General features: G+C 62.3%; 19 protein-coding genes. 8 read left to right on the forward strand and 11 right to left on the reverse strand.

Features of this window, described 5'->3' with window-relative positions:
• Positions 1-130: 130 nt before the first annotated feature.
• The 4 genes from AC07SI_RS24290 to gap form a co-directional block, all read right to left on the reverse strand.
• Complete coding sequence (locus AC07SI_RS24290) at positions 131-2,695, reverse strand: TonB-dependent receptor (protein WP_495006650.1); 2,565 nt, start codon at positions 2,693-2,695, stop codon at positions 131-133.
• Between the two features lie 117 nt (positions 2,696-2,812).
• The gene (locus AC07SI_RS24295; RefSeq protein WP_065908754.1) at positions 2,813-3,781 is read right to left on the reverse strand and encodes a FecR family protein; all 969 of its coding nucleotides are present in this window, start codon (positions 3,779-3,781) and stop codon (positions 2,813-2,815) included.
• A 74-nt stretch (positions 3,782-3,855) separates the two neighbouring features.
• Positions 3,856-4,374, reverse strand: a complete 519-nt coding sequence (locus tag AC07SI_RS24300) for an RNA polymerase sigma factor (RefSeq protein WP_065908756.1) — start codon at positions 4,372-4,374, stop codon at positions 3,856-3,858.
• A 257-nt stretch (positions 4,375-4,631) separates the two neighbouring features.
• A complete protein-coding gene (gene gap, locus AC07SI_RS24305; RefSeq protein WP_106802722.1) occupies positions 4,632-5,633 on the reverse strand; it encodes a type I glyceraldehyde-3-phosphate dehydrogenase in 1,002 nt (333 codons plus the stop codon).
• Positions 5,634-5,854: 221 nt separating this feature from the next.
• Between gap and edd the strand changes: the two genes are divergently transcribed.
• From edd to AC07SI_RS24325, 4 genes are all read left to right on the forward strand, one after another.
• The gene (gene edd, locus AC07SI_RS24310; protein WP_065908759.1) at positions 5,855-7,681 is read left to right on the forward strand and encodes a phosphogluconate dehydratase; all 1,827 of its coding nucleotides are present in this window, start codon (positions 5,855-5,857) and stop codon (positions 7,679-7,681) included.
• Positions 7,678-8,634, forward strand: coding sequence for a glucokinase (locus tag AC07SI_RS24315; protein ID WP_065908761.1), 957 nt, complete (start codon positions 7,678-7,680; stop codon positions 8,632-8,634). The genes edd and AC07SI_RS24315 overlap by 4 nt, the downstream gene beginning before the upstream one ends.
• A gap of 152 nt (positions 8,635-8,786) precedes the next feature.
• Positions 8,787-9,521, forward strand: a complete 735-nt coding sequence (locus AC07SI_RS24320) for a response regulator (RefSeq protein ID WP_024077192.1) — start codon at positions 8,787-8,789, stop codon at positions 9,519-9,521.
• A 31-nt stretch (positions 9,522-9,552) separates the two neighbouring features.
• A complete protein-coding gene (locus AC07SI_RS24325) occupies positions 9,553-10,980 on the forward strand; it encodes an ATP-binding protein (protein WP_205571682.1) in 1,428 nt (475 codons plus the stop codon).
• Positions 10,981-11,067: 87 nt separating this feature from the next.
• Here the strand turns inward: AC07SI_RS24325 and AC07SI_RS24330 are convergent, their stop codons facing one another.
• Positions 11,068-11,997 carry an AraC family transcriptional regulator gene (locus AC07SI_RS24330; protein WP_065908765.1) on the reverse strand — a complete coding sequence of 310 codons (930 nt, stop codon included), beginning with the start codon at positions 11,995-11,997 and terminating at the stop codon, positions 11,068-11,070.
• Between the two features lie 327 nt (positions 11,998-12,324).
• On the opposite strand from AC07SI_RS24330, the gene AC07SI_RS24335 reads away from it, so the two are divergent.
• Positions 12,325-12,666 (forward strand): antibiotic biosynthesis monooxygenase family protein, encoded by a 342-nt coding sequence (locus AC07SI_RS24335; protein WP_120449750.1) that lies wholly within the window; start codon positions 12,325-12,327, stop codon positions 12,664-12,666.
• Positions 12,667-12,737: 71 nt separating this feature from the next.
• Positions 12,738-13,016: a hypothetical protein gene (locus AC07SI_RS24340; RefSeq protein WP_495006651.1), complete on the forward strand. Its 279-nt coding sequence runs from the start codon at positions 12,738-12,740 to the stop codon at positions 13,014-13,016.
• A gap of 161 nt (positions 13,017-13,177) precedes the next feature.
• Here the strand turns inward: AC07SI_RS24340 and AC07SI_RS24345 are convergent, their stop codons facing one another.
• From AC07SI_RS24345 to AC07SI_RS24365, 5 genes are all read right to left on the reverse strand, one after another.
• Positions 13,178-13,810, reverse strand: coding sequence for a flavin reductase family protein (locus AC07SI_RS24345; RefSeq protein ID WP_065908770.1), 633 nt, complete (start codon positions 13,808-13,810; stop codon positions 13,178-13,180).
• A gap of 182 nt (positions 13,811-13,992) precedes the next feature.
• Positions 13,993-15,312: an MFS transporter gene (locus tag AC07SI_RS24350; protein ID WP_120449748.1), complete on the reverse strand. Its 1,320-nt coding sequence runs from the start codon at positions 15,310-15,312 to the stop codon at positions 13,993-13,995.
• A 259-nt stretch (positions 15,313-15,571) separates the two neighbouring features.
• Positions 15,572-16,906, reverse strand: coding sequence for a sigma-54-dependent transcriptional regulator (locus AC07SI_RS24355; protein WP_065908773.1), 1,335 nt, complete (start codon positions 16,904-16,906; stop codon positions 15,572-15,574).
• Entirely contained in the window at positions 16,900-18,666 is a 1,767-nt protein-coding gene (locus AC07SI_RS24360) for a sensor histidine kinase (protein ID WP_065908775.1), read from the reverse strand. Before AC07SI_RS24360 ends, AC07SI_RS24355 begins: the two co-directional genes overlap by 7 nt.
• A gap of 391 nt (positions 18,667-19,057) precedes the next feature.
• Entirely contained in the window at positions 19,058-20,581 is a 1,524-nt protein-coding gene (locus AC07SI_RS24365) for a fumarate hydratase (protein WP_010208051.1), read from the reverse strand.
• A 216-nt stretch (positions 20,582-20,797) separates the two neighbouring features.
• On the opposite strand from AC07SI_RS24365, the gene AC07SI_RS24370 reads away from it, so the two are divergent.
• Both AC07SI_RS24370 and AC07SI_RS24375 read left to right on the forward strand, forming a co-directional pair.
• A complete protein-coding gene (locus AC07SI_RS24370; protein WP_495006652.1) occupies positions 20,798-21,730 on the forward strand; it encodes an iron-sulfur-binding ferredoxin reductase in 933 nt (310 codons plus the stop codon).
• A 30-nt stretch (positions 21,731-21,760) separates the two neighbouring features.
• Positions 21,761-22,510, forward strand: coding sequence for an enoyl-CoA hydratase-related protein (locus AC07SI_RS24375; RefSeq protein WP_495006653.1), 750 nt, complete (start codon positions 21,761-21,763; stop codon positions 22,508-22,510).
• Between the two features lie 180 nt (positions 22,511-22,690).
• On the opposite strand, the gene pyk is transcribed toward AC07SI_RS24375, so the two are convergent.
• Positions 22,691-24,142 (reverse strand): pyruvate kinase, encoded by a 1,452-nt coding sequence (pyk, locus tag AC07SI_RS24380; RefSeq protein WP_025854788.1) that lies wholly within the window; start codon positions 24,140-24,142, stop codon positions 22,691-22,693.
• Positions 24,143-24,163: the final 21 nt, after the last annotated feature.

Consider the following 24,163-nt stretch of genomic DNA (forward strand, 5'->3'; position numbering starts at 1 on the left):
AGTCCTTGAGAAGAGGAGCGCCTTGGTGCTCTGAAAGAGAGCTGTTATCAACTAGACGAACAAGAAGACGCGGCACAGTAAAAAATCCTCACCCCGGCGCTGAAAATCGACGAGGTGAGGGTGGGCGTTATCAGATGTCCCAGATCACGTTGATCGCAAAGTTGCGACCGGGCTGGGTCAGGCGGTCAAGGTTGGCGGGCGCGGTCACACCGGCTTCGCCGACGCCGTCGTAGCTGCGCACGTCATCCCAGTTCCAGTATTTCTTGTCGGTCAGGTTGTACAGGCCGCCGTTGATGGTCACGTCGTTGGTGACCTTGTAGAAGCCGGTCAGGTCGACGATGCCAAAGCCGGGCGTCTTGAAGGGCGCACCAGTGCTGCCGTCGGGCGCATGGAAGGTGGTGCTGTCGACGCGATCCTGCTTCTTCACCAGGGTCCAGCTGACCAGCGCCCCGTATTGCTCTTGCTCATAGCCCAGGCCGAAGACGCCCTTGAGCGGGTTGACGCTGTTGAGCGGCTCGCCATTGTCGTCGTTGCGGCCATAGGTGTAGCCAACCGAGCCCTGGGTGTACAGGCCTTGCGGTGCGCCGAAGGCGTCCAGGTCCAGGCGCCCTTTGGCTTCGATCCCCTTGATGGTCGCGTGCTTGATATTGTTGGCTTCGAATTGCTGTGCGGTGCCGCCGGCGACGGAGGCGTCCTCGTCGATGAAGTTGCGGTATTTGTTGTAGAACACTGCGATATCAAACGAACCGGAATCGAAGTTGCCGCGAATCCCGGTTTCCACGCCCTTGCTGCTTTCTGGCTTGAGATTCGGGTTGGGCTCGACGGTGTAGCCCTGCTGCAGGTTTTCAAAGCGCCCGTACAAGGCTTTGGCCGACGGGGTGCGGAAGCCTTCAGCGTATTGGCCGAACCAGGTGTACTGGTCGGTCAGCGCATAGGTCAGGCCGAATTTCGGCGTGACGCGGTGCCAGGTTTTTTCCTTGTCACTGTGGGCGTAGATCCGCGTCGGGTCGACGGTGTTGAGGAACTCATCAGTCAACTTGGGCTTGAGTTGGGTGTAGTCGTAGCGCAGGGCGGGCAGGAAGGTCCACTTGTCCCAGGTGATCTGGTCCTGTGCGAACAGCGAATACGTGTTGATGGTCGGGTCCGGGAAATCACTGGCCTTCTTCACGCTGTCGCTGGCGATCGGGCTAGGTGCGCCGATGGCCGTGCAACCGCCGCCGACAGCCAGGCAGGTCGCGGCGCCTTCGCGGGAGCCGGTGACCTTCTGCTGCTTGAGGGTGGTGCCATAGGTCACTTGGTGATCGGTTTCGCCGATGCTGAAGGCCTTGTCCAGCTGGGCATCGAAGACCCATTGCTTTTCTTCGTACAGGGTCTCGCGGGTGCGCAGGACTCGGCGGGACGGCTGGTAGATCTCGGCGGTGGACTGGTCCGTCTTGGCGATCTGGTAGTTGAGGCTGGTCTTGATCTGATCGGCTATCGGTGAGTCCAGGGCGAAGCGGTTTTCGATGCCAAAACGCTCGCGGGTGATGGTGTCGTTGCCCGAACGAGCCCGGTAGAAATTGAAGCCGCGTCCGCCGGTGAACGGACCGCCCACGGCATTCATGAGGTTGACGTCGCGATCGTCCTTGTACTTCTCGTACGTCAGGCCGAGGCGATTGTCATCACCATAGTTCCAGCCCAGCTTGGCCAGCACGTTGGTCGTGCGCGCGTCTTCCGGGTTGGCGCCGGTGCGGGCCAGGCCGGTGGCATTGTTGCCGTCGTAGGACTCCATCTCGTGGCCATTGCGCTGGCTCAGGTGCAGCAAACCGTCGACGTCCTGCACGCGGCCGGCGACGGTGCCGGAAGTCAGCCAGCTGTCGTCGGCGGAGCTGTAGCCGGTCTTCAGGCGGGCGCCGACGTCCTGGCCGGGCTTGATGATGTCATCGGGATCGAGGGTGAAGTAGCTCACCGCGCCACCAATCGCGCTGCTGCCGTACAGGGCCGAAGCCGGGCCGCGCAGGATCTCCACGCGCTTGACGATTTCGGGGTCGACGTAGTTGCGGCGGGTCTTGGCGTAGGGGCCGTTGAAGAAGTTGTCCGGCACTTCCACGCCGTCGACCTGGGTGAGGATGCGGTCGCCATCGATGCCGCGAATGTTGTAGCCCGAATTGCTCGAGCGGCCACCGGCACCGCCCACCGAGACGTTGGGTTCGTAACGCACCAGTTCACGAATGGTATTCACGTTCTGGCGGTCCAGCTCTTCGCGTTCCTGCACGGTCACGGTGCTCGGCACGCTGCTGATGTTCTGCTCATTCCGGGTGGCGCTGATGGTGACCTGTTGCAGGTTGAGGGCGCCGCCCGCCGCGCGCTTTTCCAGCACGATGTTGTTGCTGCCCAGTTTGCGGTAGCTCAGGTTGGTCCCCACCAACAGCCGGTCCAGGGCTTTCTCCGCTGACAACGGGCCGCGCACGCCCGGGGACGACACACCTTGGCCGAGTTCCGCCGGCAGGCCGACTTGCCAGCCGGTCACCGCGGTGAAAGCGTTGAGCGCCGAGACCAGCGGCTGTTGCTCGATGCTGAAGGTGTAATTGCCGTGGCTGCGCTGCACCGGTTCAGCGGCGGTGGCCGCCATGACCGGCGTGCCGGCCAGCAGGATGGCCGCAGTCAGCAGGGACAGGACGGGCGAAGAGGGCCGGCGGTTGAAACGAGAGGACATCGAGAGCGCTCCGGAAGGTACGAATCTTATAGTTGCGAACCGAATCAAATAGGAATCAGTTGCATTGGCTAAGACGAGACGTACCGCCGAAGGCTATCGAGTAAAAATAATTCTCATTTAGTTGAGGATCACCAGCGCCGGGTATTCCGACAGTTTGGCCGAGGTGATGTGGGCCAGGGAGCGCACCACGTCCAGGGGCTGGTCGAGGCGGTAGTTGCCGGTGACGGCAACGCTGGCGAGCTTGTCGTTGGTGTTGACGATCCAGCCGGGGTAATAGCGACGCAACTCGGCGAGCACTTCGCTCATCGGGCAGTTTTCGAAAATCAGCCGGCCCTGCACCCAGGCCAGGTCCTTGTTGGCATCCAGCTTGGCCGGTGGACCGAAACCCTTGGGCCCGATGCGGATGCTTTCGCCGGCGCTCAAGCGCACGCGGGCATCGTCGAAGGTGTTGCTCAGGTCCACGTCGCCGCGCTGCACCTGCACCTGGGCTTCGCCGTTGAGGTAGCGCACGGCGAAAGCGGTATCACGCACGCTGGCGCGCACGGGGCCGGCGTCGATTTCCAGCGGCAGGCCATGGTTGGGCACGATTTCGAAGAACGCTTCGCCCTGGTAGAGGCGGGCGATGCGCTGATGATCCTTGATGCTGCTGGAGAACGCCGAGTTGGTGTTGAGCAACACTTTCGAGCCGTCGTCCAGTTGCAGGCGCTGGCGTTCACCGACCACGGTGAGGTGGTCGGCCTGCAGGCGCACCGGCAGGTTGCTGAAGCTGAACAGGCCGATCAGCAGCACGGCGGCGGTGGCCAGTGGTTTCCAGTGCGGCCGGATACGACGCCAGGCACTGGGCTTGCGCGGCGCGGCCAGGGCGACGGCGGCGCTGTGCACGGGCGCGGCGCCCCAGGCAGCCTGGGCTTTGCCAAACGCGTGAACATGCGCAGGGTCCTGTGCCAGCCACGCTTCAAATTCGGCTTGTTGCCCGGGCTGCGGGCACTGCAGGGCGATCAGCCAGTCGAGGGCTTGGTCCATAGCCATGTCTTGCAACACCTCATGAGCCAGCTCATGGGGGCGCAGTTTATTCGGGTCCGTCACGGTGTTCCTCGGGTCTTCGCCACGTTCTATTCAAATGTCCTACAGCCTTGGGTGACATTTCTGTCGGGTGAAGCTTAAGGCCGATCCAGCCTTTGGGCCACACCTACGCAGATGGCCATGATCAATTTCAGTTCCTTTTGTACGGTGCTCAAGGACACTTCCAATTGGTCGGCAATCTCCTGGTAGCTGCAGCCGTGCAGGCGGCTGAGGATGAAAATCTGCTGTTGGCGGGCGCTCAGTTGACCGAGGCTGACACTCAGGTGCTCCAGCAGTTGCTCGGCCTGGGTCGCGTCTTCGGGCGTGCTGATGGGGGCGGCGACGCTTTGCAGGACGTCCAGCGGGACATCTTCCTGCAGCGTGCGCGCCTGGATCCGACGCGCGCGCAAGTGGTCGAGTGCGAGGTTGCGCGCGGTCTGGTAGACGAAGGGTTCAAGATGATCGATCGGCCGCTCGCTGAGGGCCCGGGTCACGCGCAGGTAGGTTTCCTGCAAGAGGTCCTCGGCGGTGCTGTGGTTATTCACCATCCGCTGCAACGTGCGAAGCAGAATCACCCTTTGGGTGAGGAAGACGTGATTGAAGCGAGATTGGCTCACAGTGCTACCAGATCGATTTGCAGTTAATGATAATGCTTATCATCAACGCAAATGGCAAGTGGCACTTGGGGGTGTTGCCTGGATACCGGTGTGTGGGCTTGTGTGGGAGCCGGGCTTGCCCGCGATGCAGGCACCTCGGTTTTCCAGTTGCACCGAGGTGATGCTATCGCAGGCAAGCCAGCTCCCACACAAGCCAGCTCCCACATCAGCCAGCTATCACACAGGCGAGCTTCCATGCTGGGGAGCTGCCAAAGGGGTTATTCGGCGTTGCAGAGCGCCAGGCAGTTATCCAGCATACGGTTGGAGAAGCCCCATTCGTTGTCATACCAGGCCAGCACTTTCAACAACTTGCCACTGACCTTGGTGTGGTTGGCGTCGAAAATCGACGACAGCGGGTTATGGTTGAAGTCACTCGAAACCAGCGGCAGGGTGTTGTAGCCGAGGATTTTCGAGTGCTGGCTGGCTTCCTTGAGCAGTGCGTTGACCTCGTCGGCGGTGGCGTCTTTTTTCAGCGTCACGGTGAGGTCGACCAGCGACACGTTGATCACCGGCACCCGCACGGCCATGCCGGTCAGCTTGCCCGCCAGTTCCGGCAGTACCAGGCCCACCGCTTCGGCGGCGCCGGTCTTGCTCGGGATCATGTTCTGGGTGGCCGAACGCGCGCGGTACGGGTCGGTGTGGTAGACGTCGGTCAGGTTCTGGTCGTTGGTGTAGGCGTGGATAGTGGTCATCAGGCCGCTCTCGATGCCCAGCTCGCGGTGCAGCACCTGGGCGACCGGCGCCAGGCAGTTGGTGGTGCAGGAGGCATTGGAGATGATCTGGTGGGATTGACGCAAAATGTCATGGTTTACCCCGTAGACCACGGTGGCGTCTGCGCCCTTGGCGGGGGCCGAGATGATCACCTTGCGCGCGCCGGCGGTAATATGGGCGGCAGCCTTGTCACGGTCGGTGAACAGGCCGGTGCATTCGAACACTACGTCGATCTTGTGTGCAGCCCACGGCAGGTCGGCGGGGTTGCGAATGGCACTGACGGCAATCCGGTCGCCATTGACGGTCAGGCTTTCCTGATCGTGGGCGACCTCTGCGTCGAAAGTGCCATGTACGGTGTCGTATTTGAGCAGGTGGGCATTGATCGAACTGTCGCCGAGATCGTTGATGGCGACGATCTGCAAATCCTGGCGGTAGCCTTGGGTATACAGTGCGCGCAGGACATTACGGCCGATACGGCCAAAACCATTGATTGCGATACGAAGAGTCATTGGAAAGTGCCTGTCGTCGATTTGTTGTAAGAATTACAAGATTATTCGCATAAAAATAGAAAACAAGCCTTTTTAGTGGCAATATTTTGTTCAATCTACAACGAGTGACCTGAATCAACTGGTCCGAGTGGTCAAGTAACACCCTGCCAACCTTTTCGCGGCGGGCGTTTGACCAGCATAGGAACGAGGGTCGCCACATCCGTTAGCCTGGAGTTCTATACATGCATCCCCGCGTTATTGAGGTCACCGAACGGCTTATCGCCCGCAGTCGTGCAACCCGCGAGGCTTACCTTGCACTCATTCGCGGCGCTGCCAGCGACGGCCCGATGCGCGGTAAGCTGCAATGCGCCAACTTTGCCCACGGCGTGGCCGGATGCGGCACTGAAGATAAAAATAGTCTGCGAATGATGAATGCCGCCAACGTGGCAATTGTTTCGTCATATAACGACATGCTCTCGGCGCACCAGCCGTACGAACATTTCCCCGAGCAAATCAAGAAAGCCCTGCGCGAAGTCGGCTCGGTCGGTCAGTTCGCCGGCGGCACCCCGGCCATGTGCGACGGCGTGACCCAGGGCGAACCCGGCATGGAGCTGAGCCTGCTCAGCCGCGAAGTCATCGCCATGTCCACGGCGGTAGCGCTGTCCCACAACATGTTCGATGCCGCGCTGATGCTGGGCATCTGCGACAAGATCGTCCCGGGCCTGATGATGGGCGCGCTGCGCTACGGCCACCTGCCGATGGTCTTCGTGCCGGGCGGCCCGATGCCGTCGGGCATCTCCAACAAGCAGAAGGCCGATGTGCGCCAGCGCTACGCCGAAGGCAAGGCCACCCGCGAGGAGCTGCTGGAGTCGGAGATGAAGTCCTACCACAGCCCCGGTACCTGCACCTTCTACGGCACCGCCAACACCAACCAGTTGCTGATGGAAGTCATGGGCCTGCACCTGCCGGGCGCCTCGTTCGTCAACCCGTACACGCCGCTGCGTGACGCGCTGACCCGCGAAGCCGCGCACCAGGTCACGCGCCTGACCAAGGCCAACGGCAACTTCACGCCCATCGGCGAGATCGTCGACGAAAAATCCATCGTCAACTCCATCGTCGCACTGAACGCCACCGGCGGTTCGACCAACCACACCCTGCACATGCCGGCCATCGCCATGTCGGCGGGCATCATCCTCACCTGGCAGGACATGGCCGACCTCTCCGAGGTGGTGCCGACCCTGTCCCACGTGTATCCGAACGGCAAGGCCGACATCAACCACTTCCAGGCGGCGGGCGGGATGTCGTTCCTGATCCGCGAACTGCTCGAAGCCGGCTTGCTCCACGAAGACGTCAACACCGTGGCTGGCAAGGGCCTGAGCCGCTACACCCAGGAACCGTTCCTGGTCGACGGCGAGCTGATCTGGCGCGAAGGCCCCATCGAAAGCCTCGACGAAACCATCCTGCGCCCCGTGGCCCGTGCGTTCTCCCCGGAAGGCGGCTTGCGCGTGATGGAAGGCAACCTCGGCCGTGGCGTGATGAAAGTCTCGGCCGTGGCCCTTGAGCACCAGATCGTCGAAGCACCGGCGGTGGTGTTCCAGGACCAGCAAGACCTGGCCGATGCATTCAAGGCTGGCCAGCTGGAAAAAGACTTTGTCGCGGTGATGCGCTTCCAGGGCCCACGCTCCAACGGCATGCCGGAATTGCACAAGATGACCCCGTTCCTCGGCGTCTTGCAGGACCGTGGCTTCAAGGTTGCATTGGTGACAGACGGGCGCATGTCCGGCGCGTCGGGTAAGATCCCCGCCGCGATCCACGTGAACCCCGAAGCCCAGAGCGGCGGGCCACTGGCACGCGTGCGCGATGGCGATATCATTCGCGTGGATGGCGTGAAGGGCACCTTGGAGCTTAAGGTGGACGCCGAAGAATTTGCAGCGCGCGCGCCTGCCACGGGCCTGTTGGGCAACAACGTGGGGGCCGGTCGCGAGCTGTTTGCATTTATGCGCTTGGCCGCAAGCTCCGCAGAGCAGGGCGCCAGCGCCTTTACCTCTGCCTTGGAGACGCTTAAGTGAAGCTTGCGCTGGTCGGTGACATCGGGGGTACCAACGCCCGTTTTGCGTTGTGGCGGGATCAGGCTCTGCATTCGATCCGCGTGCATGCCACGGCGGATCACCAGAGTCCCGAGGACGCGATCAAGGCCTACCTCAAGGAAGAAGGCCTGGAAATCGGTGACATCGGTGCTGTCTGCCTGTCGGTTGCCGGGCCGGTGAGTGGCGATGAATTCAAATTTACCAACAACCACTGGCGCCTGAGCAAGACTGCGTTTTGCCAGGCGTTGCAGGTGGATGAGCTGCTGCTGGTGAATGACTTCACCGCCATGGCCCTGGGCATGACCCGCCTCAAGCCCGACGAATTCCGCGTGGTCTGCGAAGGCACGCCGGAACCGTTGCGCCCGGCGGTGGTGATCGGGCCGGGTACCGGCCTGGGCGTCGGCACGTTGCTGGACCTCGGTGCCGGTCGTTACGCGGCATTGCCGGGTGAGGGTGGACACGTTGACCTGCCCCTGAGCAGCCCGCGTGAAACCCAGCTGTGGCAGCACATCTACACTGAGATCGGCCACGTCAGCGCCGAAACGGCCTTGAGCGGGGGCGGTTTGCCGCGTGTCTACCGCGCCATCTGTGCGGTCGACGGGCATACCCCGGTGCTGGATACCCCCGAAGCCATTACGGCGGCGGGCCTGGCGGGCGATCCAGTGGCGATGGAAGTGTTGAACCAGTTCAGTATCTGGCTGGGCCGCGTCGCCGGTAACAACGTGCTGACCACCGGTGGACGCGGTGGTGTGTATATCGTGGGTGGGGTGATTCCACGGTTTGCCGACTTCTTCATCAACAGTGGTTTTGCCAAGAGTTTCAGCGACAAGGGCTGCATGAGCGACTATTTCAAAGGCATCCCTGTGTGGTTGGTGACCGCGCCGTATTCCGGGTTGACTGGGGCTGGAGTCGCATTGGAACAGGCTTTTGCGTAGGCGCTGATGGCCCCTTCGCGAGCGAGCCCGCTCCCACTTTGACCGAGTTCCAACGTTGGAATGCCGGCAAATGTGGCAGCGGGCTTGCTCGCGAAGGGGGCCTCAAGGGCAACAAATGACATAAGCTTGGCCATAACAACAAGGAGGACCCCGTGAGCGTAATCAGTAAATCGATTCTCCTCGTCGATGACGACCAGGAAATCCGCGAATTGCTGCAAACCTACCTCAGTCGCGCCGGTTTCCAGGTGCGTGGCGTGCCGGATGGCGCCGGGTTCCGCCAGGCGATGAACGAGGCGCCCTGCGACCTGGTCATCCTTGATGTGATGTTGCCGGACGAAGACGGTTTCAGCCTTTGCCGCTGGATCCGCCAGCACCCGCGCCAGGCGCAGGTGCCGATCATCATGCTCACCGCCAGTTCCGACGAAGCCGACCGCGTGATCGGCCTGGAGCTGGGTGCCGACGACTACATCGGCAAACCCTTCAGCCCCCGCGAGCTGCAGGCGCGGATCAAGGCGCTGTTGCGGCGCTGCCAGTTCGGCCAGGAGCGCAGCGGCAATGGCGACGTGCTGGTGTTCGATGAATGGCGCCTGGACATGATCAGCCACCGGCTGTTCCACGTTGACGGTGAAGAGGTGATCCTGTCCGGTGCCGACTTCGCCCTGCTCAAGTTGTTTCTCGACCATCCCCAACAGATCCTCGATCGCGACACCATCGGCAATGCCACCCGTGGCCGTGACCTGATGCCGCTGGACCGGATTGTCGACATGGCCGTCAGCCGCCTGCGCCAACGCCTGCGCGACACCGAAAAACCTCCGAGGCTGATCCGCACCGTGCGCGGCAGCGGTTATCAACTGGCAGCCAGCGTGGTTGCCGGCAATGCCCACTGAACACCTGATCGAGCGCCGCCGCCGCTTCCCGGTGCCGCGCTCGCTGCTGGGGCGCATGTTGCTGCTGACGTTGCTGGCGGTGCTGTTCGCCCAGGCGCTGTCCAGCGTGATCTGGGTCTCGCAATTGCGTGCCACCCAGCTCGAAGGCCTGGTCACCAGCGCCCGCAGCCTGGCGCATTCGATGACCGCCAGCGTGAGTTATTTCCGTTCATTGCCGGTGGCCTACCGGCCGTTGGTCCTCGACCAGTTGCGCAGCATGGGCGGCACGCGTTTCGTAGTGACCCTCAATGACCGTCCGCTGGACATGGCGATACTGCCGCAGACCCCGCGCAAGCAGGCGGTACTGCAAGCGGTGGATGAGGTGCTGCGCCAGACTTTGGGCGCCGACGTGCATATCTCGGTGGAGTTTGTCAGCGCCGAAGACCTGCGCATTTTCAACGCCGGCCTGAAGCTCGATGAACTGCCGCGCTCCTGGGCGCATTACGCGCTGACCCTGGAACCGGTGAACCCGCCGGTGCTGGTCACACAGATTCAACTGGCCCCCGGCGAGTGGTTGTACATCGCCTCCTTGTTGCCCGAACCCTACACCAGCCTCGAAGAGCAAGGCCTGCCCTCGCAGCAGGTGTGGTTTATCGTGCTGACCAGCGGTTTTCTGCTGCTGTTCATCGGCCTGCTGGTGCACTGGCAGAGCCGGCCGCTCAAGCGCCTGGCGCGGGCCGCGCGGGATATGTCGCTGGGCGCGGACGTGGAGCCGGTGGCCGAAGGCGGCGGCAGTGAAGTGGTGGAAGTGGGGCGCGCGTTCAATGCAATGCGTGAGCGCATCAGTCGATACCTGACAGAACGCAGCCAGCTGTTCAGTGCGATTTCCCACGACTTGCGCACCCCCATTACCCGCTTGCGCCTGCGTGTGGAACTGCTGGAAGACGAGAACCTGCAAACCAAATTCGGCCGCGACCTGGATGAGCTGGAGTTGCTGGTGAAGGGCGCGCTGCAATGTGTGAAAGACACGGATATCCACGAAAACATCGAGCCGGTGGACCTGAACCACGTGCTCGACTGCCTGGTGGAACCGTACCTGGCGCCCAACGGCAACGGCCGAGTGACCCAGCATGGGCGCGCGCTGACGACTTATCCGGGCAAGCCGCTGGCGCTCAAGCGCTGCATCGGCAACCTGATCGACAACGCGTTGAAGTATGGGCAGAACGCCCATTTGCATATCGAGGACGACGGTGCGGAGTTCATCCTGCACGTCGACGATGAAGGCCCCGGCGTGCCGGAACAGCGCCTGGAGCAAGTCTTCGAACCGCACTTCAGGCTCGCTGGGCAGCAGCAGGGTTACGGCCTGGGGTTGGGCATTGCGCGCAACATTGCGCATAGCCATGGTGGTGAAGTGAGTCTGCAGAATTTGCGCGAAGGCGGGTTGCGGGTGACCTTGCAGCTGCCGCGAACCCTGGATTGAACACGATTCCTTTGTAGGAATACGGCTTGTCGAATCCCGGCGGCCGGGAGATCGCCATCGCCGGCTAGCCGGGCTCCTACAGAGGCGTCAGATGCTTTGGCGCAATCGGGCCAGGTCTCTCAGCGGCGGAGCACCGAATAACCGGCTGTATTCGCGGCTGAACTGCGACGGGCTTTCATACCCCACGCGATACCCCGCCGCCGAGGCTTCCAGGCCTTCGGCGATCATCAATCTGCGTGCTTCCTGCAGGCGCAGTTGCTTCTGGTACTGCAACGGGCTCATCGCGGTGATCGCCTTGAAACGGTGGTGCAGCGTCGAGACGCTGAGGTTCACTTCCTTGGCCAGGTCATCGATGCGCAGCGGTTGCTCGTAGTTGCCGTTCAGCCACGTGATCGCCTGGCTGACGCGATGGCTCTGACTGTTGGCCACGGCAATTTCGTACAGGCGATAGCCCTGCGGCCCACGCAGCAATCGGTACAGAATTTCGCGATTGATCAACGGCGCGAGCATCGCGATGTCCTTCGGCGTGTCCAGTAGACGCGCCAGGCGCAACACGGCATCCAGCAGTTGCGTGTCGATACGGTCGACGTACATCCCACGGGATGTCGGTCGCGAAGGCACGCCCATCGGGCCCGCCTCGGCAATCAGCGCGGTGAGCTGCGCCGGGTCGATATTGATGCGCACCGACAGGTTGGGGTCTTCCGGGGTGGCTTCGATGATCCGGCCGGCCACCGGCATCGCGACCGAGAACACCAGGTAGTTGAGCGGGTCGTAGGCGAAGATTTCATCGGCCAGGCGTACTTCCTTGCTACCACTGGCAAGGATGCACAGCGCCGGTTCCACCAGCACCGGCGTGAAGTCGCGCGGCGTGTTGTGGCGGTTCAGGTACAGCGAGGTGATCGCCGTGCCGTAGGAGCCGTCCTCCCAGGTATGGCGGTGGACGATGCTGGCCAACTCCGCGCGTTGTTTTTCCATCTCGGCATCGAGGGGCATGGGCTGATGTTCGGGCGACGACATGAGGCGTCCTCTGCATGCTTTTTTGATGGGCTCAGCTTAGCGGTGGCCTTTGAATAAGTGTTACGTCGATTCTGCACAATCCTTGCCTGATCCTGCGACACATCGTGAATCAGGCAAGCAGCGGGGCTGTCATCTCAATGAAACAAGGCGCTCGCCCGTGGAATAAACCCGCCAGCCAAACGTCCTGTCTACGCTTCTCGCAGGATTGTGCAATAAGCCTGCAGGAATTGACTAACCGCGCCCACACCCGCGCCGTTATCTTTGATCCTGTGGCAACACGCCCTCACAGTGCTTGCCGAGCATCACTTCTCAACGGGAGAGTCGAACATGTCCACCCCCATTCCCGCGAGCCATATGGCCTTTATCCGTGCCCGTACCGGGTGCAGCACCGAACTCGGTGCACGCTTGAGCAGTTTGATCGAACCGGGCCGTCAGGCTCAGGGTTGCCTGCAATTCTCGTTGCAGCATTCCCAGGTCGATCCCGATGTGTGGTTGATCTCCGGTTTCTGGAGCAGCGAGCAGGCGATGAGCGCCTACTTCAACTCTGCGGCGCTGGTGATCTTTACCGAGCTGTTGAACGACATGGTGATCCGCAGCATGGACTTCCAGACCTTCACCGACGCTTCTGCCGCCAACGCCTACGGCGAGTACCTGCAACTCGCCGGTTAAAAGCCCTTTGCCTGACGGCAACAGCACTCCTCAAGAAGTATCGTATTTGCGAGGCACTGCACTGGTTTAGAATGGCCAACTTTCCATTGGCCAGGACCTGCAACATGGCACGTAGACAATTTGCCCATCACGAAGCCGTTTCCGCCGTAGTACCGGGCGAAGGGGGCTACAGCGCCGCCGTCGCCGTCAAGGCACTGGATGGCATGGGCGCACCGCAGTTTCACAAGATCCTGGATGGACAGAAGTTCAAGACCGCCTCTGACGCCGACGATGCAGCGACGCTGCAACTGGAATGCCTGGTCGATGTGGACGAAGACGGTCAACTGAGCTGGGCCTCTACTGCCAACTGACTGAAGCACGCTGCTGATCCACATGTGGGAGCGGGCTTGTGTGGGAGCTGGGCTTGCCCGCGATGCTGGCACCTCGGTTTTCCAGTGGCATCGAGGTGCTGCTATCGCAGGCAAGCCAGCTCCCACACAAGCCCGCTCGCACAGTTTTTATTGCATGAAAGTCAGCGTGGCGTGGCGCCTGGGCGATACATCTTGAACAGTGCTTCCGGCCCCAACTGGAAGTAGTCCGCCGGGCCACCGCCACGCAGGATCGGCTCGGCAGCGGCGGTGTCGTAGATGCCGTCCTTGAGCAACCACTTGGCGATGTGCACCGCCACGACTTCGCCGAGCACCAGCCAGCTGGGTACCAACTGCTGATCAGCGCGCTGCAGTTGGATGATCTGCGTCACCTTGCACTCGAACGACACCGGACTTTCGCCCACACGGGGGACGCCGACGATTTTCGACGCCACCGGCGTCAGGCCGGACAATTCGAACTCATTCACCTCGGGCGATACGGCGGCGCAACTCTGGTTCATCTGCTCGGCCAGCGGGCGAGTGGCCAGGTTCCAGACAAACTCGCCGGTCTGCTCGATATTGTTCAGGCTGTCTTTGCGCCCGACACTGGAAAACCCAATGATCGGCGGAATGTAGTTAAAGGCATTGAAGAAACTGTAGGGCGCCAGGTTCAGGCGACCCTCGCTGTCGTGTGACGAAATCCAGCCGATCGGCCGTGGGCCGACGATGGCATTGAAGGGGTCATGGGGCAGGCCGTGGCCGTTGGCGGGTTCGTAGAAGTGGATATCGTCAGACATGACCTGTTCTGCTCTCGATTTCGGGATGTGCATCATACCCAATGTGAGAGCGGGCTTGTGTGGGAGCCGGGCTTGCCCGCGATGCAGGCACCTCGGTTTTCAATTGCGCCGAGGTGATGCTATCGCAGGCAAGCCAGCTCCCACACAAGCCCGCTCCCACCATTTTTTATCGCGACAGACAGTTAGTCCGTGGTGATGCGCGAGTGCTTGCGGGTGTCCTTCATGGTCACGTAGACCACCAGCGACACTGCGATACACGCGGTCACGTACCAGTAGTAGCCGGTTTCCATGCCAATGCTCTTGAACCATAGCGCAATGTATTCGGCGGTACCGCCGAAGATCGACACGGTCAGGGCATACGGCAGGCCTACGCCCAGTGCACGGATTTCAGTCGGGAACAGCTCGGCTTTCACCACTGCGTTGATCGAGGTGTAGCCGCTGACGATGATCAATGCCGCCATGATCAGGAAGAACGCGCCCCACCAGGTCTGGATGGTGTGCAGGGTGGTGAGGATCGGCACAGTGAACAGGGTGCCGAGGATGCCGAAGGCAATCAGGATCGGCCGGCGGCCGACTTTATCCGACAGCCCGCCGATGATCGGCTGCAGGCACATGAACAGGAACAGGGTGGCTGCGGAAATCGTGGTGGAGTCGGAAATGCTCATGCCGACGGTGTTCACCAGGTACTTCTGCATGTAGGTGGTGTAGGTGTAGAAGGCCAGGGTACCGCCCATGGTCAGGCCAACCACGGTCATCAGTTCCTTGGGGTGACGCATCAAGGTGCGCATTGCGCTTTCCTTGGCTTTTTCCTTCTTGGTGAACGACTCGGTTTCTTCCATGCCGCGACGCAGGTACAGCGCGACCACCGCACACAGGGCGCCGATGGCGAACGGGATACGCCAGCCCCAGTCGTACAGCTGCTCGGTAGTGAGGGTCTGTTGCAGCACGATCAGCACGCCAAGGGCGATGAGCTGGCCGGAGATCAGGGTCACGTATTGGAAGCTGGAGTAGAAACCGCGACGTTCCTTGGTCGCCATCTCGCTGAGGTAAGTGGCGGAGGTACCGTATTCGCCACCGACCGACAGGCCCTGCAGCAGACGGGCAAAGACCAGCAGGATCGGCGCACCGATGCCGATGATTTCATAGCCCGGGCTCAGGGCAATCAGCAACGAGCCGAAGCACATCAGGTAGACCGATGCCATCAGCGCCTTTTTACGTCCGACTTTGTCGGCATACAGGCCCATCAGCCAGCCGCCGATCGGGCGCATCAGGAAGCCCACGGCAAAAATTGCGGCGGTGTTGAGCAGTTGGGCGGTCGTGTCGCCTTTCGGGAAGAAGGTTTTTGCGAAGTACAGCGAGAAAGCGGCGTAGACGTACCAGTCGTACCACTCGACCATGTTGCCGACGGAGCCACTGAAAATCGATTTGATCCGGCTGGAGGTGGTGCGTTCTTTCGCCGGCGCGGCCGCCGACCCCAGAGGCAAGGTGTTGGAGTTATCCATTCAAGGATCCTTCATCTAGTTGTTTTTATGGAGCGTGCGCGAGCACAGCCTGTCCGGGGCTATAGCAGGAGCTGTGCCAAGCCGGGGGAGGCCCGGTCTAGAAGGGGTGGGGGACTTTTTTGAGCGGAAAGCCGCTGATGATTTTTGAGTGGTGAGCGGAAATCCGCTTATGGCGGCTGTTCAGCTCCCACACCTGAATGTATTCGCAGATCAAAATGGAGGCGCTGGCTTGCCTGCGGTGAGGCCCTCAAAGGGCCCCTCAATCAATCGAGAGAAACATTTCCCGGGTCAGCCCATGGCGCTGCATCTTTTCATTGAAGGTGCGCCGTGGCAGTTGCAGCTCGGCCAGCACCGCCTTGATATCGCCCTTGTGCCGGGTCAACGCGGCTTTCAGGCAGTGCGCCTCAAACGCTTCCTGCTGCGCCGCCAGCGATTGCCCGGCCTCGATACCTTCCGGCTCAGGCTCGCCCAACCCCAGCACCTGGCGTTCAGCGAAGTTGGCCAGCTCGCGCACATTGCCCGGCCAGTCGTGGCTGAGCAGCCGTCCCAATTGCGCGCCGCTCAAGGGTTCGACGCTACGGCCCAGGCGTTCGGCAGCGCTTTGGGCGAAGTGATCGAACAGCAGCGGGATATCTTCACGACGTTCGCGCAGCGCAGGCAGGCGCAGTTGCGCGACGTTCAACCGATAGGCCAGGTCTTCGCGAAAGCGTCCGGCGCGGGCTTCTTCGAGCAAATCCGGCTTGGTGGCGGCGATGATGCGCAAGTCCACATGAATGCTCTGGTTGGAGCCCAGCCGTTCGAGCTTCTGCTCCTGCAGCACCCGCAGCAGTTTCACCTGTTGGGCGAGGGGCATGCTTTCGATTTCATCGAGAAACAGCGTGCCGCCGTGGGCGTACTCGAGTTTGCCGATGCGCTTGCCCTGGGCGCCGGTGAAGGCGCCGCTTTCGTGGCCGAACAGCTCGGCCTCGAACAACTGCTCGGGGATCGCCGCGCAGTTGAGGGCCACGAACGGCTTCTTGGCGCGCGGGCCGAAATCATGCAGGCAGCGGGCGACCAACTCCTTGCCGCTGCCGGTCTCGCCTCGGATCAATACGTTGACCGGCAGCGTCGCCAGGTCCAGCACTTGCCGACGCAGATTCTGCAGGCCGCGCGACACACCGAGCAGGCTGGACTCCAACTGCGCCCGATGATCGGCCTGTTGATGCAGACGGCGGTTTTCGAGGATCAGCCCGCGCTTGTCCAGCGCGCGGCGCAGGCTGTTGAGCAGGGCGTCGGGGCTGAAGGGTTTCTCGAGGAAGTCGTAGGCCCCGTCGCGCATGGCCTCGACAGCCATGGGCACGTCGCCATGACCGGTCAGCAGGATGACCGGCAGGTCGGCGTCGCGGCGTTGCACTTCGGCCAGCAGTTCCAGGCCACTGAGGCCGGGCATGCGCACATCGCTGAGGATCACCCCAGGGAAATCCTTCGGCAGCCGCGCCAGGCATTCCTCGGCACGGCTGAACAGTTGCACGTCAAACCCCGACAGGCTCAGCCATTGCTCGACGGCCGTGCGAATACTGGCTTCGTCATCGACCACAATCACTGCATTCAACATAGGTCCGGCGTCTCCAGCGCGATGGGCAAGGTCAAGGTAAACACCGCGCCGTCGCCACGGTTGCCGGCACTCAGGCGCCCGCCCAATTCGTGCACGATCGCGTAGGACACCGCCAGCCCGAGGCCGAGCCCGTCACCCACCGGCTTGGTGGTGAAGAACGGGTCGAACACATTGTTCAGGTGCTCCTCGGCAATGCCACCGCCGCTGTCGCTGACGGTCAGTTGCCACAATTGCTGATCGGCGTGCAGGCGGATTTCCAGGCGTTTGCGCGGCTTGTCGGCCATCGCATCAAGGGCATTGCGCAGCAGGTTGATCAGCACTTGTTCAAGGCGGATCGCATCGCCACGCACCCAGGCCGGGCGGGTCAGGTCCAGCACCACGCCGATGGCTTCATCGCGCAGGCGCGCGTCGAGCAGGTGCAAGGATTGGTCGACCACCGTGGCCAGGTCCAAGCGCTCGCGCAGGCCGCTGGGACTCTTGCGCGCGAAGGTCTTGAGATGGCCGGTGAGCGCGGCCATGCGCGTGAGCATTTCGTCGAGGGGGGTCAGGGCCTTGTAGGCATCGTCCACCCGCCCATGGTCGAGCAGCAGGCGCAGGGTCGCCAACTGCATGCGCTGGGCGGTCAGCGGCTGGTTGATTTCATGCGCGAGGGCGGCCGACATCTGCCCCAGCGCCGCCAATTTGGCCGATTGCACCAAACCGTCCTGGGCGGTGCGCAGGGCCTGGGTGCGCTCCTCCACCAGTTGTTCGAGTTCTTCGCGGCTGCGCTGGCGCAAGCGGGCCAGGCGCCAGCGCTGCGTGAGGAACAGCACCAGGAACACCAATGCCAGCCAGGAGCCGGCAGCGGCCAGGCCGGCGTTGCGCTGGTCTTCAAAGGCGAACTGGGGTTTGCGCAACAAGTGCAGGGTCCAGCCTTCGGCCTTGAGCGGCAGCGACTCCCAGATGTAATTGGCATTGCCGTCGGGGCCGTTGACGCGCATCAGGTGGCTGTTTTCGTCAAAGCGTTGCAGCACCTGGGTTTCCAGCGGCTGCAGGTGTTTCTTGTCGTATTGGCGAGTGGCCTTGAGTTCGACAAGATCGTTCGCCGACAGCGGCCGCAGGTTGCGATATCGCCAGCCCGGCTGGTTGGCAATAAACACGATGCCGCGTGCATCGCTGACCAGCAGCAGGTCATTGCCCTGCGCCCACTCGCGTTCCAGCTCGGGGAATTCCAGCTTGACCACCATCGCGCCGAGGAACTGCTCGTGTTCATCCAGCACCGCGCTGGAGAGAAAATACCCCGGCACACCGGTGGTCACGCCCACCGCATAAAACCGCCCGGTGCCCTGGCTCAGGGTTTGGCTGAAATACGGTCGAAACGCGTAGTTGTGCCCGACATAACTGCTCGGCAGGTTCCAGTTGCTGGCGGCCACGGCCAGGCCGGTGCGGTCCATCAACTCCAGGGTGGAGGACTGCGCGGCGCCGTTGATGCGCTCCAGTTTGCGGTTGAGCAGGTCTTGGGTCGTGGCTTGCAGCGGGCCCTTCAAGGCGTTGATCATTTCCGAGTCCAGCGCCAGCACGGCGGGCAGGGCGCGGTAGCGTTCGATCAGGGTGTGCAGCGAATTGGCGTACAGCGCCAGTTGTTGATTGGCACGGGCGGCATCATCCACCAGGGCCTGGCGCTCGGCATGGCGGGTGGCCAAGGCCGCGGCCAGTACGGCACCGGCAATGATCAGCAAAGAGTAGAAGGTCAGTCGCAGGGGGCGAGGGATCACGATCATACGATGATGAGCAGGCACAGTAAGGGGAGAGCACCATAGCATGCGCGGCTTGGATCTTGTGGTGAGGGCTGTTGTGGCTGATGGGGAGAGTGGGCTGGTGCGGCGAGCAGGCTTCTTGTGGTGAACGGGCTTCTTGGGTGAGCGGGCTTCTTGTGGTGAGCGGGCTTGCCCCGCGTTGGGCTGCGAAGCGGCCCCATAAAGATCAGCGCATTCCTTCAGGTCAAACCGCATTGCCTGGTTTTGGGGCCGCTTCGCAGCCCAACGCGGGGCAAGCCCGCTCACCACAAGAAGCGCTTACCACAATAGACCCGCTTGCCACAGGTGAAACAGCAGGCAATAAAAAAGCGACCGGGCCATGGGCCGCGGTCGCTTCAGTCTTGCGGGAGGGTGCTTACTGCACTTCTACCGCCAGGCTTTCACTGATCTTTTTCTGCCAGATGGCAGGACCGGTGATATGGACGGATTCGCCCTTGCTGTCCACCGCAACGGTGACCGGCATGTCCTTCACGTCGAACTCGTAGATGGCTTCCATGCCCAGTTCGGCGAAGGCGACAACGCGCGACTTCTTGATGGCTTGCGCCACCAGGTAAGCAGCGCCGCCCACGGCCATCAGGTACACGGCCTTGTGGTCCTTGATCGCTTCGATTGCGGTCGGGCCGCGCTCGGATTTGCCGATCATGCCCAGCAGGCCGGTTTGCTCGAGGATTTGACGGGTGAACTTGTCCATCCGCGTGGCGGTGGTCGGACCGGCTGGGCCAACCACTTCTTCGCGCACCGGATCAACCGGGCCGACGTAGTAGATAAAGCGACCCTTGAGGTCCACCGGCAGGGTTTCACCCTTGTTCAGCATCTCGACCATGCGCTTGTGCGCGGCGTCACGACCGGTGAGCATCTTGCCGTTGAGCAACACGGTTTCGCCCGGCTTCCAGCTCTGCACTTCTTCCGGGGTCAGGGTGTCGAGGTTGACGCGACGGGCCGACGGGCCAGCTTCCCAGACGATCTCCGGGTAGGCGTCCAACGGTGGCGCTTCCAGCGACGCCGGGCCCGAACCGTCGAGCACGAAGTGCGCGTGACGGGTGGCGGCGCAGTTGGGGATCATGCACACCGGCAGCGAGGCGGCGTGGGTCGGGTAGTCCATGATCTTCACGTCGAGCACGGTGGTCAGGCCACCCAGGCCCTGGGCGCCGATGCCCAGTTGGTTGACCTTCTCGAACAGCTCCAGGCGCATCTCTTCGATACGGTTCTGCGGGCCGCGCTTTTTCAGCTCGTGGATGTCGATGGATTCCATCAACACTTCCTTGGCCATCACGGCTGCTTTCTCGGCGGTGCCGCCGATGCCGATGCCGAGCATGCCCGGTGGGCACCAGCCGGCGCCCATGGTCGGAACGGTCTTGAGCACCCAGTCGACGATCGAGTCGGACGGGTTGAGCATGGCCATTTTCGACTTGTTCTCGGAACCGCCGCCCTTGGCCGCCACGTCCACTTCCACGGTGTTACCCGGGACGATGGAGTAGTGGATCACGGCCGGGGTGTTGTCCTTGGTGTTTTTACGCGCACCGGCCGGGTCGGCGAGGATCGATGCACGCAGGACGTTTTCCGGCAGGTTGTAGGCGCGACGCACGCCTTCGTTGATCATGTCGTCCAGGCCCATGGTGGCGCCATCCCAACGCACGTCCATGCCCACGCGCACGAACACGGTAACGATACCGGTGTCCTGGCAGATCGGGCGATGGCCGGTGGCGCACATGCGCGAGTTGATCAGGATCTGCGCGATGGAGTCACGGGCTGCCGGCGATTCTTCGCGCAGGTAGGCCTCGTGCATCGCCTGGATGAAGTCAACGGGGTGGTAGTAGGAAATGAATTGCAGGGCGTCGGCAACGCTCTGAATCAGGTCGTCTTGCTTGATCACGGTCATGAGTCGCGCTCCTCTATAAGGGAACATTCAATAAAGGTGGGCTCAGTGTTGCATCGGTCGGCTGAGCTCACCTTTCCAAGGCACGCCAAAGTGGTGCAGGCGCGACGCTAAAAAGGCGCGGCAGTATAACCCGACGCGGTGGCCGATACACCCGACTATGGTCAAACTGTCGCAGGCGTGATTCCCTGTGCGCGCCCCTTGTGATTGAGTCCTTATATGCCTGAACTGTACGTCGGCGAACGCCATTGGTCGGTATCTGCCGGCAGCAACCTGTTGGACGCCTTGAACCAGGCAGGTGTCGCCGTGCCCTACAGTTGCCGCGCCGGCAGTTGCCATGCCTGCCTGGTGCGTTGCCAGGGCGAGGTCGAGGACCTGCAACCCGAGGCCTTGAGCCTCGCGCAACGCCAGGACGGCTGGCGGTTGGCTTGCCAGTGCCAGGTCAGCGGGGATCTGCGCGTCGAAGCGTTTGACCCGACGCGTGATGGGTTGCCGGCCCAGGTGGTGGGTGTCGATTGGCTGAACCCGACGGTGCTGCGCCTGCGCCTGCAACCGGAGCGGGGCCTGCGTTACCAGGCCGGGCAGCACCTGGTGCTGTGGGCGGGGCACGTTGCACGCCCGTATTCCCTGGCGAGCTTGCCGCAGGAGGAGCCGTTCCTGGAGTTTCACCTGGATTGCCGCCAGCCCGGTGAGTTCAGCGATCTTGCCCGGCAGTTGCAGGTGGGCGATGGTCTGCGACTGGGCGAATTGCGGGGCGGGGCACTGCAGTATGATCCCGACTGGCAGGCTCGGCCGTTATGGCTGCTGGCCTCCGGCACCGGCCTGGGACCGTTGTGGGGCGTGTTGCGCGAGGCGCTGCGCCAGGATCACCAGGGCGCTATCCGCGTGATTCACCTGGCTCATGACGCCGGCAGCCATTATCTGGCCGAGCCCCTGGCGGAGCTGGCTGCGCAGCATCCCAACCTGACTGTCGAGCTGTGGACGGCGGCTGAGTCGGCCCAGGCATTGGCGCAACTGCGGCTTGTTTCGCGGCAAACTCTGGCCTTACTCTGCGGACACCCAGCCAGTGTCGAGGCGTTTTCCAAGCGTCTGTTCCTGGCTGGCTTGCCGCGCAATCAACTGCTGGCCGACGTGTTCCTGCCGCGTGGTTGAGCGCTGAATTCTACCGCCGCGAGATTCGCCATGACCGATGCCATCCTGCAGCACCGCGAACGTGGGCTGCTGACCTTGCAGCTCAATCGCCCGGACAAGAAAAACGCCCTGACCCGCGCCATGTACACGCTGCTGGCCGAGGCGCTGGAGCAGGCGGATGCGGATGCAGATGTGCGATCCGTGCTCATCCAGGGCAGCAGCGAATGCTTCACTGCTGGCAACGACATCGCCGACTTCCTCGAGCAGCCGCCCAGCGACCTCGACAGCCCACCGTTTCACTTCATGAAAAGCCTGCTCAACTGTCGCAAGCCGGTAATCGCTGCCGTGGCAGGGGCGGCGGTGGGTATTGGTACGACGCTGCTGCTGCACTGCGACCTGGTGTACATCAGCCGGGACGCGCGGTTGCGCATGCCGTTCGTCAACCTTGGATTGTGCCCGGAGTTTGGCTCGAGCCTGATCCTGCCGCGCCTGCTGGGGCACGCGAAAGCTGCTGAACTGTTGCTGTTGGGCGAGGGCTTTAGCGGCGAACAAGCGGCGGCGTGGGGGATTGCCACCGAAGCGTTGGGCAGTGGCGAAGCGGCGCTGGCCAAGGCTCGGGAAATGGCCGAGCGCTTTGAAAACCTGGCGCCGGGAGCCGTGCAGGTGACCAAGCAATTGATGAAGAGTGTTGATCGTGAGCAGTTGCGGCAGGTGATCAAGGAGGAGGGGGCGTTGTTTGTGCAGCGTCTGAAATCACCGGAGGCGATTGCGGCGTTGTCGGCTTTCATCACTCGGCGCTGAAGGTAGGTTGATTGGTCTGGCCTGATCGCGGGCAAGCCCGGCTTGCACATCGGAGTGCAGTCAACTGTGGGAGCCGGGCTTGCCCGCGATGAGGTCGTGACAGCCAGCCGGTCACTCTGGTCTGAAATGCAAAAAGCCCCGCCATTCACATGGCGGGGCTTTTGTTTTTCAGCGTGTCACTCAGTACTGCGGGTCGCCCACGTGCAGGATCTTCATGCCATTGGTGCCACCGGTGGTGTGGTAGCTGTCGCCCTTGGTGAGGATGACCCAATCGCCTTGCTCTACGACGCCGCGCTTGACCAACTCGTCGATCGCCTTCTGGCTGACTTCGTTCGGTGCCAGCGAAGCCGGGTCGAACGGAATGGTGTACACGCCACGGAACAGCGCCGCGCGGGCCTGGGCTTCGCGGTGCGGGGTGAACGCGTAGATCGGCACCGACGAACGGATGCGCGACATGATCAACGGCGTGTAGCCACTTTCGGTCAAGGCGATGATCGCCTTCACGCCCGGGAAGTGGTTGGCGGTGTACATGGCCGCCAGGGCGATGCTCTGGTCGCAGCTTTCGAACACTTTGCCGATGCGGTGGCTGGAGGTCTTGCTGGTCGGGTGCTTCTCGGCACCGACACAGATACGCGCCATGGCCTGGACGGCTTCCAGCGGGTACGGACCCGCGGCACTTTCAGCCGAGAGCATCACGGCGTCGGTGTAGTCGAGCACGGCGTTGGCCACGTCGGACACTTCGGCACGGGTCGGCATCGGGTTCTGGATCATCGACTCCATCATCTGGGTCGCCACGATCACTGCCTTGTTGTGGCGGCGTGCGTGCAGGATGATCTTCTTCTGGATACCGATCAGCTCGGCATCGCCGATTTCCACGCCCAGGTCACCACGGGCCACCATCACGGCGTCGGATGCCTTGATCAGGCCGTCGAGGGTCTCGTCATCGGCCACGGCTTCGGCGCGTTCGATCTTCGCTACCAGCCAGGCGGTGCCGCCGGCTTCGTCGCGCAGCTTGCGGGCGTATTCCATGTCGGCGGCGTCGCGCGGGAAGGACACAGCGAGGTAGTCCACTTCCATTTCGGCGGCGAGCTTGATGTCAGCCTTGTCTTTTTCAGTCAGTGCCGGCGCCGTCAGGCCACCACCACGACGGTTGATGCCTTTGTGGTCGGATAGCGGGCCGCCGATGGTCACGGTGCAGATCAGTTCGGTGCCGGTGGCAGTGTCGACGCGCATGACCACGCGGCCGTCGTCCAGCAGCAGTTCGTCACCGACGCCGCAATCCTTGACCAGGTCCGGGTAGTCGATACCCACGACTTGCTGGTTGCCTTCGGTCAGCGGATGGCTGGTGGAGAAGGTGAAGGTGTCACCGATCTTCAGCTCGATACGCTTGTTGGCGAATTTGGCGATGCGGATTTTCGGGCCTTGCAGGTCACCCAGCAGTGCCACGAAGCGGCCGTGCTTGGCGGCCAGGTCACGCACCAGCTTGGCGCGAGCCTTGTGCTCGTCCGGGGTGCCGTGGGAGAAGTTCAGACGGGCAACGTCCAAACCAGCCAGAATCAGCTGTTCGAGGACTTCCGGCGAGTTGCTGGCCGGGCCAAGGGTGGCGACGATTTTGGTACGACGGACGGACATGCACAGACTCCTGAGTTCAAG

The sequence above is a fragment of the Pseudomonas sp. GW821-FHT05D12 genome (genome assembly GCF_059419825.1).

Coding starts and splice junctions, on each gene's coding strand:
- AC07SI_RS24360 (WP_065908775.1), bottom strand. CDS start 18,666: ATGATCGTGATCCCTCGCCCCCTGCGACTGACCTTCTACTCTTTGCTG.
- pyk (WP_025854788.1), bottom strand. CDS start 24,142: ATGTCCGTCCGTCGTACCAAAATCGTCGCCACCCTTGGCCCGGCCAGC.
- AC07SI_RS24370 (WP_495006652.1), top strand. CDS start 20,798: ATGCCTGAACTGTACGTCGGCGAACGCCATTGGTCGGTATCTGCCGGC.
- AC07SI_RS24365 (WP_010208051.1), bottom strand. CDS start 20,581: ATGACCGTGATCAAGCAAGACGACCTGATTCAGAGCGTTGCCGACGCC.
- AC07SI_RS24350 (WP_120449748.1), bottom strand. CDS start 15,312: ATGGATAACTCCAACACCTTGCCTCTGGGGTCGGCGGCCGCGCCGGCG.
- AC07SI_RS24340 (WP_495006651.1), top strand. CDS start 12,738: ATGGCCAACTTTCCATTGGCCAGGACCTGCAACATGGCACGTAGACAA.
- AC07SI_RS24330 (WP_065908765.1), bottom strand. CDS start 11,997: ATGTCGTCGCCCGAACATCAGCCCATGCCCCTCGATGCCGAGATGGAA.
- AC07SI_RS24290 (WP_495006650.1), bottom strand. CDS start 2,695: ATGTCCTCTCGTTTCAACCGCCGGCCCTCTTCGCCCGTCCTGTCCCTG.
- AC07SI_RS24335 (WP_120449750.1), top strand. CDS start 12,325: ATGTCCACCCCCATTCCCGCGAGCCATATGGCCTTTATCCGTGCCCGT.
- edd (WP_065908759.1), top strand. CDS start 5,855: ATGCATCCCCGCGTTATTGAGGTCACCGAACGGCTTATCGCCCGCAGT.
- gap (WP_106802722.1), bottom strand. CDS start 5,633: ATGACTCTTCGTATCGCAATCAATGGTTTTGGCCGTATCGGCCGTAAT.
- AC07SI_RS24345 (WP_065908770.1), bottom strand. CDS start 13,810: ATGTCTGACGATATCCACTTCTACGAACCCGCCAACGGCCACGGCCTG.
- AC07SI_RS24375 (WP_495006653.1), top strand. CDS start 21,761: ATGACCGATGCCATCCTGCAGCACCGCGAACGTGGGCTGCTGACCTTG.
- AC07SI_RS24355 (WP_065908773.1), bottom strand. CDS start 16,906: ATGTTGAATGCAGTGATTGTGGTCGATGACGAAGCCAGTATTCGCACG.